Below are 15,348 nucleotides of genomic sequence, written 5' to 3' on the forward strand. Positions count from 1 at the left end.
GGCGGCTATTTCAGCGCGCCTGCCGTCAACCCGCTCACGATCCGCCGCTGCAGCACGACGAAGAGGATGAGGATCGGCGTCACATAGATCGCGGCATAGGTCATCATGCCGTTCCAGTCGCTGGTATTCTGGCCGATGAAGCCGGCGAGCCCCACCGTCGCTGTCTGCAGATCGTCTTGCGAGATCATCGAGCGGGCATAGACGTATTCGCCGAAGCTTTGCAGGAAGACCAGCGTGCCGGCGACGAGGATGCCGTTGCGGGCGAGCGGCAGGATGACGCGGAGGAAGGCGCCGATGCGCGAGGCGCCATCCACCATCGCCGCCTGCTCCAACTCGGCGGGAATCTGGCTGAGGCTCGCGCGGAGCAGCACGATATAGAAGGGCATGACCTTGGCGGCCTGGGCGAGGATGACGGCGAGGCGCGGCGTTTCAAGCAGGCCGAGGGCGCTGAAGGCGACGAAGAGCGGCGTTACCATCAGCGAGGAGGGCAGAACCTGCATCATCAGAATGGCGAAGAGCGCGAGATCGAGCAGACGGGAGCGATAGCGCGCGAGCACCCGCGCCGCACCCGTGCCGAAGACGATCGCGATGAGCGTCGCGCCGCTTGCGATGATCAGCGAATTGCCGAGATAGGTCGCCATATTGTGCTGCGCGAAGATGCGCGGCACGCTCCAGACGATATGATGCGGCAGGAAATGCGGAGGATAGGCGAAGAGATCCCGCCCCGGCTCCAGCGCGCTCAGATACATCCAGTAGAGCGGAAAGAGATAGATTGCGGTGAGTGCCAGGCCGCAGAGGAACAGGGCGGAGCGGCGCAGGCGCATCAGGCCGCCTCCTCCATGCGGGTCGCGCGGACATAGACCATGGCGACGAGGATGACGACCACGATCATCAGCACCGCGACGACGCTGCCGCCTGCGATATCGTAGCTTTCGAAGGAGAGCTGCCAGGACAAGTATTGCGCGAGGTTGGAGGCGTTGGACGGCCCGCCCTGGGTGAGGGCCGCGACGAGATCGTATTGCTGCAAGGTGAAGATGATGCCGAGCGCCAGCACCGCGCCGAGGCTCGCCCGCATCATCGGCAGCGTGATGCGGATGAAGCGCTGCACCGGGCCCGCCCCGTCGAGTGCGGCCGCTTCGTAGAGTTCGCCCGGGATCGCCGCGAGGCCGACGGAGAGCAGCAGCATGTTGAAGGGGATGCCGAGCCAGACATTGGCGATAACGAGCGCATAGAGCGCCATATGCACATCTGAAATCCAGAAGATATGGCTGTGGATGATGCCGAGGGAGGCGAGGATGTAGTTGATCGCGCCGAAATCCCCGGCGAGCAGCCAGCGCCAGATGGCGCCGACGACGAGCCCCGGCATCACCCAGCCGGCGAGGAAGAGGCCGCGCATGGTGGCAGCCCCCGGAAAATCCTGGCGGAAGAAGATCGCGAGCGCGAGGCCGATGGTCAGCTGGAAGAAGACCGAGAGTGCCACGAAGATCGCGGTATTGCGCGCAATCTCCGAGGCTTCCGGCATGCCGAGCACGCGGATGTAGTTGCGCAAGCCGACGAGCGGGCGGGCAAGCGTGCCGAGGGTGAACATGTCCACCTTCTGGAAGGACATGAGGATGGTATAGAGCATCGGCAGGGCGGCGAAGAGGCAGAGATAGGCGAGGGCGGCGAGCATCAGCGCCCCGTCGAACCCCGCGCCATCCTTGATGCGGCTTGCGATGCGCTGCATGGCGTCGCCCTCGGCCCCCTGTCGCGCTTCTATTGCTTGAGGATGCCGTCCACCGTCTTCTGCGCGGTATCGAGCGCCTGTTGCGCGCTCTGCTGATGGGTGAGCGCGGATTGGATGGCGGTTTGGATCGCCTGGGAGATCTGCGGCCATTCCGGGCTCGGGCCGCGCACCCGCGCGGTTTGCAGAGCCTGCAGGAAGGTTGCGTAGGCGGCAGGCCATTTCGGCTTGGCGACTGTGACCTTCTCCACCGGCAGGAAGCCCCAATCGTTCCAGACATCGGGCATCTGCGTCACCAGATATTCGAGAAACTCGAAAGCTTCCTTGGGATGCTTCGACTTCTTGAAGATCACGTTGTCGCCTTCGCCGAGTGCCGAGACATGCGGGCTGCCGGCCGTCATCGTCGGCAGCAGCGCCACCCGCCAATGGAACTTCGCGTCGGTCGCCATGCGCGGCAATTCCCATGGGCCGGAAATCGCCATCGCGGCATCGCCGGCATTGAAGGTCGCGGTCGAATCATATTGGCCGCGCACCAAGGTATCGGGCGAGGCGAGCTTCTCGTCGATCAGCTTCTGCCAGAATTCGAGCGCCTTGACATCGCCCGGCGTGTTCAGCCGGTTGTAATCACCGCCTGCCATCTGAATCCACGGCAGGAACTGAAAGGTGCCCTCTTCGGTGGCGACCGCCGAGAAAGCGAGGCCATAGACGTGCTTGGCCGGGTCCGTCAGCTTCTTCGCATCCTGATACAGGGCATCCCAGGTCTGCGGCGGCTTGTCGGGGTCGAGGCCGGCGGCCTTGAAGAGATCGGCATTGTAGTAGAGCGCCAGCGTATTCGCGCCGCGTGGAATACCGAAGACGGCATTGCCGTATTTCACCGCGGACAGCGGCGCCGGATAGAATTTGGCGAGATCGATCACCGAGGAATGCGCGATCATCGGCGCGAGGTTGAGGAGCAGACCGCGGGAGCGGAAGAGATCGACATCGGGATTGTCGATATAGCTGATGTCCGGCAGCCCGCCCGTTACCGCCGCGCGGGCGAGATCGTTGTTCATGTCCTGGAACTGGACGTGCTTGACGTGAATGACGATGCCGGGGTGCAGCGCCTCGAACTTCTTGGCCAGCGGAAACATGTACTGGCCGGGATTGTCGATCGTCCAGACATTGAGCGTCACGGTCGCTGCCTTCGCCCCGCCGCTCGCGGCAAGGCCGAGGGCGAGGGTGGTGAAAGCCGCGGCGGTCATCAAAGCTCTGCGAAACATCAGCCTTCCTCCGAGGATTTTTTTTATATGGTAAGGCAGTCCGCGCGGGCCCGGGGCCCGGCGGCATCAGGATGGATTGGCGATCAGCTCGCCGCCGCGGCAACGCTGGAGATAGCGCAGCGCGGCGACCTGGCCGGTCATCTCCAGCGCGTCGCGATAGACGGGATCGTGCCAGCCTTCGATATCGATCGAGCCCTGGTAGCCGGCAAGCCGGAGTTCGGAGATGACATCCGTCCAGTTCGAATCGCCGAAGCCCGGCGTGCGCATGAAGACGAAGGGATGCTTGCCGAAGATGCCATGCTCGCGGATCACCGGCCAGCGCACCGTTGCGTCCTTGCCGTGGACGTGGAAGATCCGGCTGCCCCATTTCCGGATCTGCGGCAGCGGATCGATGAGATAGACGAGCTGGTGGCAGGGCTCCCATTCGAGGCCGATGGTCTCGTCGGGCAGCGTGTCGAACATCATCTCCCAGGCATCGGGGTTGTGGGCGATGTTCCAGTCCCCCGCAGCCCAGTTGCCGTCCATCGCGCAATTCTCGAAGGCGATGCGGATGCCGCGATCGGCGGCGCGGCGGGCAAGCTCCCCCCAGACGGCGCGGTAACGCGGCAGGCTCTCCTCGATCGGGCGGCCACGGATGCGCCCGGTGAAGCCCGCGATGGTCTTGGCGCCGAAGAGATGCGCATGATCAATCAAGCTCTCCCAACCGCTCAGCGTCTCCCTGTCCAGCGGCTGATCTTCGAGCGGATTGCCGAACATGCCAAGCGTCGGGATCGTCACGTCCCGATCGCCGATCGCCTCGCGCAATTCCCCGGCGAGGCGATGAAGATCGACGCCGCCGAGCGTCTGCCAGAAGAAGGGCTGCAGGCTTTCGAAGCCATGGGGCAGGATCTGGCGCACATAGGCGCCGACATTGCCTGTGTTGCATTTGACCATCGTGCCGATGCGGGGAGTGTTGATCATCGCCGGTCCTTTCACGCGGGGAGGGTGACGCGCTGGCCGCTCTCGGCGCTCGCGATCGCCGCCATCACCATGGCAAAGCTCTTGATATTGTCTGCCCCGCGCGTTTCGGGCGGCGGCCCGCCGGAGACGGCGCGGAGAAAATCCCGCATCACGCCGAGATGGCCGCCGACGCCGTCTTCCGCGAGGGCAGGGGGGATGGCGAGGCTGGCCGGCGTATCGAAGAGATGGGCGCGCGGCGGCCCCACGATCTCGGCGCGGATATCGTCATGCCCGTCCCACACCAGGCTGCCGCGCTCGCCGATGATGCGCCAACTGCTTTCCCAACTCGTCGGCAATCCTGGGGCGACCCAGCTGCCGCGATAGGTGAAGAGGGCGCCGTCGGAAAGCTCGAAGATGGCGGCGGCGGAGGAATCATGCGCGAACCAGGAGCCGGGCGGGTTCCACTCATGCGCATAGACCGCGCGCGCATCCTGGCCAGAGAGGCAGCGCGCGGCATCGAAAGTGTGGATTGCCATATCAAGTAGCAGCACATGCCGCATGGTTTCGCGAAAGCCGCCGAAATGCGGGCCAAGGAAGAAGTCGCAATGCAGGCTCGTCACCCGGCCGATATCGCCCGCGGCAAGCAGGCGGCGGATGCGGCGGATGGGCGCGATGTAGCGGCGGTTCTGGATCACCGCATGCACCCGGCCGGCGGCTTCCGCCCGGGCCACGAGATCGCTCGCCTGCGCCATCGTTTCGGCCATCGGCTTTTCGGTCAGCACATGGCAGCCGCGGGCGAGGGCGTGGGAGACGAGGGCGTGGCGGGCAGTCGGCACCGCGACGTCGAAGAGGATATCGGGCCGGAGTTGATCGAGCAGCGCGATCGGGTCCGCACCGGCGCAGGCCGTGCCGCCCCAGGCGGCGGCGGCCGCTTCGGCGCGCGGCAGATCGGGGTCGGCGAAGCCCACGAGATCAACCTCGGGCAATTGCCGGGCGGCCGTCATCCAGCCCTGGCTCATCGCACCGCAACCGGCAAGCACCGCGCGCAGGGGCATGGTGGCCGTCTCCTTTCCCATGCGGGCCGGGCCCGCTTCCGCCCCTTCTGCCATAATGGCGGAGGCTGGTTCGTAAACGTTTACGACGTTAGGTTGCGCATGGTGAACAAGTCAAGACAAAGCTAAGCTGTCGGGGTGTGTGCAATGAAAACCGTCAAAGCCGGCTCCCCGCCCGCGGCCGAGCCGCAGGCCGCCGGCATCCGCGATCTCGCGGCGCATCTCGGCATTTCGATCGGCACCATCTCGCGCGCGCTCAACAACCGCCCCGATGTCAATCCCGAGACGCGCGCCCGCGTCATCGCGGCGGCGGAAAAGCTCGGCTACACGCCGCAGCAATCCGGCCGCAGCCTGCGCAAGGGCATCACCCATCGCATCGGCCTGTTGTGGGAAATCCCGAGCGGGCGGGAGGCTTATGGCGAGCCCTTCTTCCTCTCGCTCTTCGGCGGCACCCAGGCGGTGCTGGGCAAGCGGGGCTACGATCTCGTCGTCATGCTCGATCAGCCGGGCGCGGATGATGATCCGCTGGCGCGGCTACGCCGCATCGTGCAGCGGCGCGAGGTGGACGCCCTCATCCTGCCCTGGACGCGGGCGCGCGATTCCCGGCTCGATTACCTCGCCGAGACGCGGCTGCCCTTCGTCGCCCTCGGCCGCAGCCTTTCGGGCGGCGCGCATCCGGCGATCGACCTCGATTTCGAACGCGCGGGCGAAGCGGCGGCCGGGCGCTTCGCCGCGGCGGGACATCAGCATATCGGCATCGGCTTGCCGGAGGAGGCGCTGATGCAGAAGCGCTTCTTCCTCGCGGGCTTCCGCCAGGGGCTGGCGGCCGCCGGCCTCGCCCTCCCCGACGGGGCGATCGCCGAAGGGGCGGTAACGGCAGCGGGCGGCTATGCCATCGCCTGCCGACTGCTGGAGCGATCGCCGCGCCCCACCGCCATCCTGCTCATCGACAGCAGCATGGCGGTCGGCCTCTACCGGCGGCTGGCGGAACTCGGCCTGCAGGCCGGCCGGGATGTCGCGGTGATCGGCGGGGTGCATGATACGCCGGTTACCGAATTCCTGGTCCCGGCGCTGAGCTGCTTCACCCTCGATACCGCGGCGCTCGGGCGGCGGCTCGCGGCCGTTCTGCTGGAAAGGCTGGAGGGGGGAGCGCCTGCCGGCGGCACCGAACTCTGGCCGCTCGATTTCCTTGCCCGGCAGAGCGATGCCTGGGCTGGCTGAGGGCCCCCGGCGTGGTGCCGGGGCGCCGCCTCAGCCCGGCCGGCCCGCCATGATCGTCGAGATCACGAGGCGCGGCGTGAGGATCTGCGGCAGGACCACCGGCGGGCGGCCATCGGGCGGGTAGTAGAGATAGAGCGGCACGCCCGCCCGGCCATGCGCCTTGAGGAAGGCGGTGATGGCGGGGTCGCCCTCCGTCCAGTCCCCTACCAGATAGGCGACCTTCTCGGCCCGGAAGCCTTCGCGCACGGCCGGCCTGTCCAGCGCCACGCGGTCGTTCACCAGGCAGGTGAGGCACCAGGCCGCCGTCAGGTTCACGAAGGCCGGGCGGCCGGCTGCCCGCAGCGCTGCGAGGCGCGCGGTGCTGAAGGGCTCGGCCCCGGCGGTGAGCGCGAGGCCGCCCGGCCGGGCGGCGGGCGCCGCATGCGCTTCCCAGAGGATGGGGACGAGGCCGAGCGCCGCGATAAGGGCGAGCGCTTGCGCCACCCGCCCGCCGAGGCGCCCGGCCCAGGCGGCGAAGGCGATGAGGATGAGGCCGGCACCCGCCGCCAGCACCAGGGAGGGGCCACCCTGCTGGCTCGCCACCCAGATCAGCCAGAGCACCGTCGCATAGATCGGAAAGGCCAGCGCCTGGCCGAGGATGCCCATCCAGCGCCCGGGCTTCGGCAGCAGCCGGCCGAAGCCGGGCAGGGCGCCGAGCAGCATCATCGGCAGCGCGAGGCCGAGGCCGAGGGCGGCGAAGACCAGCAGCCCCGGCAGCGGCGGCCCGGCGAGGGCGGCGGCCACCGCCGCCCCCATGAAGGGCGCGGTGCAGGGGGTGGCGACCACGGCGGCAAGCACGCCGGTGCAGAAGCTGCCCGAAAGCCCGCTACCGAGGGTGAGGCTCTGGCCCAGGCCCATCCAGCGGCCGCCGATCTGCAGGGCGCCGGAAAAGAGCAGCCCGACCGCGAAGAGCAGCCATATCATCGCCAGCACGAAGGCCGGGGATTGGAACTGAAAGCCCCAGCCGGCGGCCGCGCCCCCCGCCCGCAGCGCGAGCAGGAGGGCGCCGACGCCCAGGAAGCTCAGCACGACGCCCGCGCCATAGGCGAAGCCGAGCCGCCGCAGGCGGCCGCGGGGCAGGGACTGCATGCGGGCGAGATGCGCCGCCTTCATCGCCAGCACGGGAAAGACGCAGGGCATGAGGTTGAGGATCAGCCCGCCGAGCAAGGCGGCACCCACGAGGCTGAGATAGCGGAGCGAGGTCACCGCGGCGAGGAGGCTGCCGAGCAGCGTCTCCGAAGGCGGCAGCGGCGGCGGCAGGCCGGGCGTGGCGTGGATGATGCCGGCGGTCTTCTCCCCATCCTGGCCGGTGAGCACCAGCAGGCCGCTGACCCTCTGGTTCGGCTTGAAGCCCGGGACGAAGGTGAGATCGAGGCTGAGGCGCCCGGCCCGCAGCCGTAGCCGCTGGGCATAGTCGGGGTTGATCTGGCCAGGATCGAGCGGGAAGAACTGCGCGCCCGCGATGCTCTGCGGATCGATGCCGGCCCCTTGCACGCTGAGCTTGCCGCTGGGCGCGATCCAGGCCTGCCACGGCTGCCGCTTGGGCTGATGCGCCTCGGCCGCTGCGAAGACCGCTGCCTCGGGTGCCGGGCGGCTTGCTGCCGCCACCGGCAGGGTGAGGCTGAAGGTCGCACTCCCTGGCACGCAGATCGTCTTGCAGACGAGCCAGGTGGCCGCGACCGTGACGGTATAGTCCGGCCCGGACAGCGTCTTGGGCGGGGTGATGGTGAGCGGCAGCAGCACCGGGGCCATCTTGCGAGTGTAGCCGTAGCTCGTCACCGGCCCGTCACTGATCAGCTTCGGCACCGGCCATTGGATCGGCCCGGCGGTGCCGCCCTGCGGTAGGCCGAGGCTCATCGTCGGCGCCGCCCCGGCATCGCCGGGATTGGTCCAGTAGATGTGCCATTTCTGGCCGAGCGTGAAGAACAGCCCGATATGGAAGGGCTGGCCGGGCGCCACCTGATCGACATCCGAGAGCAGCGAGACCTGGTTGTTCAGCGTGCTGCTCACCTGGCTCGCCGCCGCGGCCGCCGGGCGCGGCCCGCAGACCAGCGCCAGCGCCAACACCAGCGCCAGCGGTAGCAGCAGGGCGCGGGCGAGGGCCGGCAGGCGCCGCCATGCGGGGAGGAGTTTCGCCATCGGGGCGGGTTGTGTCATGCAGCATCTTTAGCCGTTGCCGCGGCGACGCTCCAGTGAGCGATCGGCGCGGCGCCCTGCGCGAGACCGGATGTAACCTTTGGCCGCTTCCCCCTTTTCCGATCTGCCGGTGGCGGAAGCGCTGCCGCGCCTGCTGGCGGCCCTCGCCGCTGCCCCCAATGCCGTGCTGGTGGCGCCCCCCGGCGCCGGCAAGACGACGAGCGTGCCGCTCGCACTCCGCGATGCGGCGCCGATCGGCGCCGGGCGCATCCTCATGCTCGAACCCCGCAGGCTCGCCGCCCGCGCCGCCGCCGCCCGCATGGCGAGCCTGATCGGCGAGCCTGTCGGCCAGACGGTCGGGTTCCGCACACGGCTGGAAAGCGCGGTCTCGGGTGCGACCCGCATCGAGGTCGTCACCACCGGGCTGCTCATCCGCCGCCTGCTCGGCGATCCGGGGCTCGAGGGTGTCGGCGCGGTCATTCTCGACGAGATCCACGAACGCTCGCTGGAAGCCGATCTGGCACTCGCCCTCTGCCTCGATGCGCAGAAGTTGCTGCGGCCCGATCTCAGGCTGCTCGCCATGTCCGCAACGCTTGATGGCGCGCGGCTGGCCGCCCTGATGGGGGCGACGGTGGTGGAAAGCGCCGGCCGCATCCACCCGGTCGAAATCCGCCATGCGGCGCGAGATATCGCCGCCCCGCGCGATCTGCCGGAGGCGATGGCGCGCGCCATCCGCGCGGCGTTGGCCGAAGCGCCGGGGGATATCCTTGCCTTCCTGCCGGGCATGGGCGAGATCCGCCGCACCGAGGCCGCGCTCGCGGGCGTCGGCGCGCTCGTGCTGCCGCTGCATGGCGATCTGCCGCCGGCGGCGCAGGATCTTGCCCTCCGCCCCGCGGCCGAGGGGCGCCGCGTCGTGCTCGCCACCGCCATCGCCGAAACCTCGCTCACCGTGCCGGGGGTGCGCATCGTCATTGATGGCGGCTATCGGCGCACACCGCGACTCGACAGCGCAAGCGGCCTCACCCGGCTCACCACCGAGCGGATCAGCCGCGCCGCGGCCGAACAGCGCTCCGGCCGGGCGGGGCGGGAGGGCCCGGGCCTCGCCATCCGGCTCTGGACCGCGGCTGCCCATCGCGGCCTCCGCCCCTATGACCGGCCGGAGATCATGGAGGCGGAGCTTTCCGGCCTCGTGCTCGATTGCGCCGCCTGGGGCACGCCGCCGGGGCAGCTCGCCTTCCCCGATCCGCCGCCGGAAGGGGCTCTCGCCGCGGCCCATGCGCTGCTCGTCGATCTCGGCGCGTTGGATGAGGCCGCCGGCATCACGCCGCTCGGCCGGCGGATGAGCGCGCTCGGCGCGCATCCGCGCCTTGCCGCGATGATGCTGGCCGCCGAGAGCGCGGGCGCGCAGGCGCTCGCCTGCGATATTGCGGCATTGTTGGAGGAGCGCGATCCGCTGCGTGCCGGGCGCGAGGCACCGGCCGATATCGCGATGCGGCTGGAAGCGCTGGCCGAACCCACGGCGGCCGCGGCGCTCGGCGCCGATCGCGGCGCGCTCAGCCGCATCCGCCAGGCGGCGCGGCAGTATCGCGGCCGCCTCGGCCTGCGCGGGGAGGTGCGGGCGGCGGGAGAGCCAGGGCCGCTGATCGCTGCCGCCTTCCCCGATCGGCTCGCCCAGCGGCGAAGCGAGCCGGGCAGCTTCCGCCTCTCGGGCGGCGGCGGCGCGAAGCTGCCGGCGACCGACCCGCTCGCCCGCGCCAATCTCCTCGCCGTCGCGGCGCTCGAGATGAAGACCGCGCCGCTCATCCGCCTTGCCGCCCCGCTTGACCCTGCGGCCTTGCCGCCGGTGCTCGCGGCGCGCGTGCGCGAGACGGTGGAGACCAGCCTCGATCCGGTCTCCGGCAGCATCCTGGCGCGGCGCCGCCGGCGCCTCGGCGCGCTGGTGCTGGACGACCGCTCCGGCCCGCCGGATGCCGAGGAGGCGGCCTCTGCCTTGCTCGATGCGGTGGCGCGCGATCCCGCCCGCCTGCCCTGGACGGAGGCTGCCCGCAACCTCCAGTCCCGCCTCATGCTGATGCACGGGCTGGAACCCGATCTCTGGCCGGCCTCGGATGATGCGGCGCTGTTGGCGAGCCTCGGCGCGTGGCTCGGCCCGCATCTGCACGGGCTCAACCGCTTGCAGGATCTGGCGGGGCTCGATCTCGTGGCGATCCTGCTCGATCGGCTGGATTGGCCGCTGCGGGCGCGGCTTGACCGGGAATTGCCGACCCATCTCGCCTTGCCCGGGGGTCGGGCGGCGGTGGATTATACCGCGCCGGTGCCGATCGCCGCGGCCCGCGCGCAGCATTTCTATGGGCTTGGCGAGACGCCGAAGCTCGCCGGCGGGCGGGTGCCGCTGCGCCTCGCGCTGCTATCGCCGGCGGGGCGCCCGATCGCGCTGACGGCGGATATCGCGGGCTTCTGGAAGGGGGCCTGGGCCGATGCGCGGCGGGACATGCGCGGCCGCTACCCGAAGCACAACTGGCCGGAAGATCCGCTCGCGCCATAGCCTGGGCGCTGCGAAGACGGAAAACTGCGTGCCTATCCGCCCCTGCTGCCGCCCCGTGCCGCCGCTGTTCAGGCGCCGCCCTCTTCCTCGTCAGCCGGGGCGGGGCCGGGCGCGGGCTTGAGCCAGCCGCAGGCGACGGCCTCGGCGAAGACGATTTCGGCCGCGGCCCAGAGGGTGGGGGAGCCCTGCTCGATCCGCCGCGTCAACTGCCGTTCCATGTCGATGTTGAAATCCGGCCGGGCCTGCCAGGTGCCGCCGCCCACCACATGGTTGAGCAGGATCGGCTGCAACCGGTCACACGCCTTGGCGAAACGGGCATCGGCGCTCTCCGCCGCTTCGAACTCTTCCCAGAGCGCGCGCAGGCCGGGCCCCTGGTCAGCGGGCAGCATGCCGAAGAGGATGTCGGCCGCCGCCGCCTCGCGCGCCGCCTGGTCGGTATCGCCGAGCGTCAGATGCAGCGGCGTGTCACCCGCCTCGATCTCCACCAGATCGTGCAGGATGAGCATCTGCACCACCCGCCAGAGGTCGATGGGCGCCACGGCATATTCGGAGAGCACCATGGCGAAGAGGGCGAGGTGCCAGGAATGTTCGGCAGTGTTCTCCCGGCGGGAGCCATCGGCGATGTGGTTGAGGCGGATGATCCCCTTGAGGCGGTCCGCCTCCAGAAGGAAGCGCAGTTGGGCCGAGAGCCGCCCCTCGATCCGATCCAGCCAGGCGGAAGATTTCAAGCGGCGGTCTCCTTGCAAGGCGTTTCTGCCGCCGGCCGTGCCGAGGGCGCCGGCTCGCTTATAGCCGCGGCGGCGGGAATTCCACATCCCGATGGACATGGATCGACATCAGCAGACCGAAGGCGATCATCGCCGCGATGAGCACCGAGCCGCCATAGGAGATCAGCGGCAAGGGCACCCCGCCGACCGGAATCGCCCCCATCACCATGGCGATATTGACGAAGACGTAGAGGAAGAGATCGACGCTGATGCCAAGCGCCAGCAATCGCCCGAACTGGTGGCTGCAGCGGAAGGCGATCAACATGCCGCTGACGACGATGAGCAGCAGCAGGGCGAGCACGCAGGCGCTGCCGACAAAGCCGAACTGCTCGGCGATCACGTCGAAGATGAAGTCCGTCTGCTTCTCGGGCAGAAAATCGAGATTACTCTGCGTGCCGTGCAGGAAGCCGCGCCCCCACATGCCGCCAGAGCCGAGGGCGATCTTCGATTGCAGGATGTTGTAGCCGGTGCCGAGCGGATCGCGTTCGGGATGCAGGAAGGTGAGGATGCGCTGGCGCTGATAGTCGTGCAGGTGGTGATAGACGACGGGCAGCGCGGCGCCGATGGCGATGAGCACGATCGCGAACTTCCACCAGCGCACCCCGGCGGCGAGAAGGATGGCCGCGCCGATCGCCCCGGTGATGACCGCCGTGCCGAGATTGGGCTCCTTGAGGATGAGCCCCACCGGCAGGAGAATGGCGAGCACCGGCACGATGAGGAAGCGCAGCCGCCCCACCTGCTCGTAGCTCGCATCCTGGAACCAGCGGGCGAGGCCGAGGGCGAGGCCGATCTTCATCAGTTCGCTCGGCTGGATCTGAAGGCCGCCGACGGCGATCCAGCGCTGCGCCCCCTTGCCGACATGGCCGAATTTGGCGACCACGAGCAGCAGGATGACCCCGAGCGCATAGCCCCACCAGGACCAGCGGGCGATGACGCGGATATCGATCATCGCGATGCCGAACATCAGCAGCAGGCCGGCGACGAAGCGGATCAGCTGCTTCTGCGCATAGGGTTCGGGCGAGCCGCCCGCCGCGGCATAGAGGGCGAGGTAGCCGACGCCGGCGAGGCAGCAGATGAGCAGCACCAGCAGCCAGTTGGTCTGCCACACTTTGCCGGCGACGCCGAGCGAGCCTTCCCGCCACAGCCTGCGTTCCATCATGGCCGCGCCCTCATGAGCTTTGCAGGGGCGGGCTGGGCGGCGCCGGCGGCTTGAGCGGCTGGTCCCGCCCGGCGGGGTCGAGCGTCAGCGCATCGACCATGATATCGCGCGCCAGCGGCCCGGCCACATCGGCGCCGGCATTGCCATGCTCCACCACCACCGCCACCGCATAGCGCGGCGCGTCGAAGGGGGCGAAGCCGATGAAGAGCGCCTGCGGGCGCAGCGCCCAGGGCAGGGACATGGAGTTGAAGCCGCGCTCGCGCTGCGCCCGGCTGACCCGCACCACCTGGGCGCTGCCGGTCTTGCCGGCCATCTGCACCCCCGGCAGCGGCAGCTGGCAGTTCTTGGCGGTGCCGTCCGGCGCGTTCACCACCTCCCACATCCCCTGGCGCACGAGATCGAGGTAATGGGAGGAAAGATTCATGGTCGGCCAGTCGGTGGCGGCGGCCCCGGTTTGCAGCACGCCGCCGCGATGGCGGGCGACATGCGGGCCCACCGCCCGCCCGGTGGCGACCCGGGCGCAGAGCGTGGCGAGCGCCAGCGGCGTCGCCAGCGTGTAGCCCTGGCCGATGCCCGCCACCACGGTATCGCCGAGCGGCCAGGATTTGTGCTGGCGAGTGCGCCACTGGCTCGTCGGCATGAAGCCGTTGGCGACGTTCGGGATATCCATCCCGGTATCGACACCGATGCCGAAACGCCGTGCCATGGCGGCGAGCGGATCGATGCCGGTGCGCAAAGCCACCTGGTAGAAGAACACGTCGCAGCTGTTCTTCAGCCCCGCCCGCACGTCCTGCATGCCGTGGCCCCATTTCCGCCAGCAGTAGAAGCGGGCATTGCCGAGGTCGAAATAGCCGGGGCAGTTGAGCAGCTCGTCCGGCCTCAGCGCGCCGCTTGTCAGCCCCGCCATGGCGGTGACCGGCTTGAAGGTCGAGCCGGGCGGGTAGAGGCCGGCCGCGGCCTTGTTGAGCAGCGGCTTGCGCGGATCGGTCATCCAGGCATGCCACTGCGCGTTGCTGACGCCGGAATCGAAGAGGCTCGGGTCGAAGCTCGGCTGGCTCACCATGGCGAGCACCTCGCCGTTGCGCGGGTCCATCACCACCGCGCTCGCGCTCAGTCCCGCGAGATGCGCGGCCGCGGCCTGCTGGAGCGCGGTATCGATGCTGAGCCCGATATCGGTGCCGGGCGTGCCTTCCTGCCGGTCAAGCTCGCGGATCACCCGGCCGACGGCGTTGACTTCGAGCTGCTCCGCCCCCGGGCGGCCGCGCAGCGCGAGATCGTTATAGGCCTCCACCCCGGCGCGGCCGACGCGCATGCCGGGCATGGCGAGCGTCGGGTCCGCCTTCACATCCGCATCGCGCGGCGGGCCGACATAGCCCACGACATGGGCGAGCAGCTCGCCCGTCGGATAGAGCCGGGTCGAGCCGACATCGATCAGCACGCCGGGCAGGTTGGGAGCATTGACCTCGATGAGCGCCATCTGCTCCCAGGTGAGGAAATCCTGCAGCATCACCGGCACGTAGCGCTGATGGGTGCGCAGTTCGCGCAGGATGCGGGCGCGCTCGCTATCCGAAAGCGGAATGAGTTTGGAGAAGGCGTCCAGCACGGAATGCGGGTCGTTCGTCTGCTCCACCATGAGGAGCGCGCGCCAGTTCTGCCGGTTGGTGGCAAGGGCGGCGCCGAAACGGTCGAAGATCCGCCCGCGCGAGGCCGGCAGCAGCCGCACGCTCACCGAATTGCCGCGCGCCATGGCGGTGTATTTCGCGCCCTCCACCACCTGCATTTGGTAGAGCTTGGCGCCGAGAAGGCCGAAAACCGTCACCTGGCCGGCGCCGACGAGCAGCGCTCGGCGGGCGAAAAGACCGCTGCGGGTGACTTCCTTCTTCATGCGCGCGTCTTAACAGCCTGTGGCGCCATCGCACCTTTTTCTTTCGTAATCCCGCGCAAGCCGGACCTGACGCTGCTTCATATCCGCTCCGGCGCCGCGATCGAGCGATGGGCGCGGGTGAAGACGGTCGCGAGCAGCGGGTAGAGGCCGGCCGTCAGCAGGAACTGGGTCATCGGCGCGATCGGCGGGTAGAGCACCCAGCTCATCAGCGAGGCGAGGCCCCATTGCAGGATCGCCGCGACGCCGGAGACCGAGATGAAGACCAGCCAGACCACGAGGAAGCCCTTTTGCGGCAGGCTGCGGCGGCTGCGCACCACGAGAAGCTGGGTGAGCAGAAAGACGAGCACGTCGCTGCCGAGCGGCATCTCGCCCAGCAGGTCGGCGAAGATGCCGATAAGAAAAACAAGCGGCGGCGGCAGGGCGGCGGGGCGAAACAGCGTCCAGAAAAAGACCGAGGCCAGGGTGAAGGCCGGCATCAGTTGGGATTGCCCGGGGATGCCAAGGGGCGCCGATAGCAGGATCATCCCGGCGAGGGTGGTGGCGGCCGGGAAAGCCTGGCGGCCTGCTTTGTCCAGCCTCTGGCCCCAGCCCCGCCGCGGCCGGATGCCTGGCGTCTTCTCCAC

The 15,348-nt window shown here is 69.2% G+C and carries 12 protein-coding genes; 2 read left to right on the forward strand and 10 right to left on the reverse strand.

From position 1 onward, the window contains the following. Positions 1-5: 5 nt before the first annotated feature. The 5 genes from ACYQ7X_RS01780 to ACYQ7X_RS01800 form a co-directional block, all read right to left on the reverse strand. Positions 6-824, reverse strand: coding sequence for a carbohydrate ABC transporter permease (locus ACYQ7X_RS01780; protein ID WP_459695099.1), 819 nt, complete (start codon positions 822-824; stop codon positions 6-8). Then, a complete protein-coding gene (locus ACYQ7X_RS01785; RefSeq protein ID WP_459695100.1) occupies positions 824-1,726 on the reverse strand; it encodes a carbohydrate ABC transporter permease in 903 nt (300 codons plus the stop codon). Before ACYQ7X_RS01785 ends, ACYQ7X_RS01780 begins: the two co-directional genes overlap by 1 nt. Before the next feature lie 29 nt (positions 1,727-1,755). Then, on the reverse strand, positions 1,756-2,964 hold the full coding sequence (locus ACYQ7X_RS01790; RefSeq protein WP_459695101.1) for an ABC transporter substrate-binding protein: 1,209 nt from the start codon (positions 2,962-2,964) through the stop codon (positions 1,756-1,758). Between the two features lie 84 nt (positions 2,965-3,048). Further along, the gene (locus tag ACYQ7X_RS01795; RefSeq protein WP_459695102.1) at positions 3,049-3,942 is read right to left on the reverse strand and encodes a sugar phosphate isomerase/epimerase family protein; all 894 of its coding nucleotides are present in this window, start codon (positions 3,940-3,942) and stop codon (positions 3,049-3,051) included. An 11-nt stretch (positions 3,943-3,953) separates the two neighbouring features. Beyond that, the gene (locus tag ACYQ7X_RS01800; RefSeq protein ID WP_459695103.1) at positions 3,954-4,976 is read right to left on the reverse strand and encodes a Gfo/Idh/MocA family protein; all 1,023 of its coding nucleotides are present in this window, start codon (positions 4,974-4,976) and stop codon (positions 3,954-3,956) included. A 144-nt stretch (positions 4,977-5,120) separates the two neighbouring features. Between ACYQ7X_RS01800 and ACYQ7X_RS01805 the strand changes: the two genes are divergently transcribed. Then, the gene (locus ACYQ7X_RS01805; protein ID WP_459695104.1) at positions 5,121-6,194 is read left to right on the forward strand and encodes a LacI family DNA-binding transcriptional regulator; all 1,074 of its coding nucleotides are present in this window, start codon (positions 5,121-5,123) and stop codon (positions 6,192-6,194) included. A gap of 30 nt (positions 6,195-6,224) precedes the next feature. On the opposite strand, the gene ACYQ7X_RS01810 is transcribed toward ACYQ7X_RS01805, so the two are convergent. Beyond that, the gene (locus tag ACYQ7X_RS01810; RefSeq protein WP_459695105.1) at positions 6,225-8,390 is read right to left on the reverse strand and encodes a protein-disulfide reductase DsbD family protein; all 2,166 of its coding nucleotides are present in this window, start codon (positions 8,388-8,390) and stop codon (positions 6,225-6,227) included. 79 nt (positions 8,391-8,469) lie between these two features. Here ACYQ7X_RS01810 and hrpB point away from each other — a divergent pair, with 79 nt between their 5' ends. Then, positions 8,470-10,914 carry an ATP-dependent helicase HrpB gene (gene hrpB, locus ACYQ7X_RS01815; protein ID WP_459695106.1) on the forward strand — a complete coding sequence of 815 codons (2,445 nt, stop codon included), beginning with the start codon at positions 8,470-8,472 and terminating at the stop codon, positions 10,912-10,914. A 68-nt stretch (positions 10,915-10,982) separates the two neighbouring features. On the opposite strand, the gene ACYQ7X_RS01820 is transcribed toward hrpB, so the two are convergent. The 4 genes from ACYQ7X_RS01820 to ACYQ7X_RS01835 all read right to left on the reverse strand — a co-directional run bounded on the left by ACYQ7X_RS01820 (position 10,983) and on the right by ACYQ7X_RS01835 (position 15,348). Further along, positions 10,983-11,642 carry an HD domain-containing protein gene (locus ACYQ7X_RS01820; RefSeq protein WP_459695107.1) on the reverse strand — a complete coding sequence of 220 codons (660 nt, stop codon included), beginning with the start codon at positions 11,640-11,642 and terminating at the stop codon, positions 10,983-10,985. Between the two features lie 58 nt (positions 11,643-11,700). Next, entirely contained in the window at positions 11,701-12,840 is a 1,140-nt protein-coding gene (gene rodA / locus ACYQ7X_RS01825; RefSeq protein WP_459695108.1) for a rod shape-determining protein RodA, read from the reverse strand. A gap of 10 nt (positions 12,841-12,850) precedes the next feature. Further along, complete coding sequence (mrdA, locus tag ACYQ7X_RS01830) at positions 12,851-14,725, reverse strand: penicillin-binding protein 2 (RefSeq protein ID WP_459695109.1); 1,875 nt, start codon at positions 14,723-14,725, stop codon at positions 12,851-12,853. 77 nt (positions 14,726-14,802) lie between these two features. Beyond that, entirely contained in the window at positions 14,803-15,348 is a 546-nt protein-coding gene (locus ACYQ7X_RS01835) for a rod shape-determining protein MreD (RefSeq protein WP_459695110.1), read from the reverse strand.

This window comes from Acidisoma sp. C75, from assembly GCF_054665095.1.

Bases quoted from the DNA above. Each gene is read 5' to 3' on its own strand.
- ACYQ7X_RS01800 (WP_459695103.1), bottom strand. From the start codon at position 4,976: ATGCCCCTGCGCGCGGTGCTTGCCGGTTGCGGTGCGATGAGCCAGGGC.
- ACYQ7X_RS01785 (WP_459695100.1), bottom strand. From the start codon at position 1,726: ATGCAGCGCATCGCAAGCCGCATCAAGGATGGCGCGGGGTTCGACGGG.
- ACYQ7X_RS01810 (WP_459695105.1), bottom strand. From the start codon at position 8,390: ATGACACAACCCGCCCCGATGGCGAAACTCCTCCCCGCATGGCGGCGC.
- rodA (WP_459695108.1), bottom strand. From the start codon at position 12,840: ATGATGGAACGCAGGCTGTGGCGGGAAGGCTCGCTCGGCGTCGCCGGC.
- ACYQ7X_RS01790 (WP_459695101.1), bottom strand. From the start codon at position 2,964: ATGACCGCCGCGGCTTTCACCACCCTCGCCCTCGGCCTTGCCGCGAGC.
- mrdA (WP_459695109.1), bottom strand. From the start codon at position 14,725: ATGAAGAAGGAAGTCACCCGCAGCGGTCTTTTCGCCCGCCGAGCGCTG.
- ACYQ7X_RS01795 (WP_459695102.1), bottom strand. From the start codon at position 3,942: ATGATCAACACTCCCCGCATCGGCACGATGGTCAAATGCAACACAGGC.
- ACYQ7X_RS01805 (WP_459695104.1), top strand. From the start codon at position 5,121: ATGAAAACCGTCAAAGCCGGCTCCCCGCCCGCGGCCGAGCCGCAGGCC.
- ACYQ7X_RS01780 (WP_459695099.1), bottom strand. From the start codon at position 824: ATGCGCCTGCGCCGCTCCGCCCTGTTCCTCTGCGGCCTGGCACTCACC.